The organism is Oleiphilus sp. HI0067 (genome assembly GCF_001635735.1).
Genome location: NZ_LWFI01000830.1, coordinates 1 through 378 on the forward strand (window position 1 = coordinate 1; position 378 = coordinate 378).

A 378-nucleotide genomic window follows, 5' to 3' on the forward strand; every position below is an offset into this window, starting at 1 on the left:
TCACACTGTCTTTAAGGTGCGCAGCTTCTTTGTCTAGCGTGATTGATTCGATCGCACGGTGTGCTTTAAGCATGATGGTGCCACCAGGTGTCTCATAACAACCACGTGACTTCATACCAACATAACGGTTTTCTACGATGTCTAAACGACCAATGCCGTTTGCGCCACCCACTTCATTCAAGTGCGCTAGCACTTCTGCAGGAGTCATCGCTTTCCCGTCAACCTCAGTAATATCACCCTTCTCGTAAGTTAGGTCGATATAGGTTGCTTTATCGGGTGCATTTTCAGGAGATACAGACCAACGCCACATATCTTCTTCTGCTTCTGCCCAAGGATCTTCAAGAATGTCACCTTCGTATGAGATGTGAAGGAGGTTCG

Annotated in this window: 1 pseudogene; it reads right to left on the minus strand. The window is 47.1% G+C overall.

Annotated features, from left to right (window positions below):
* A pseudogene (locus A3739_RS08830) lies at positions 1–378 on the minus strand (argininosuccinate synthase domain-containing protein); the annotation flags it as partial.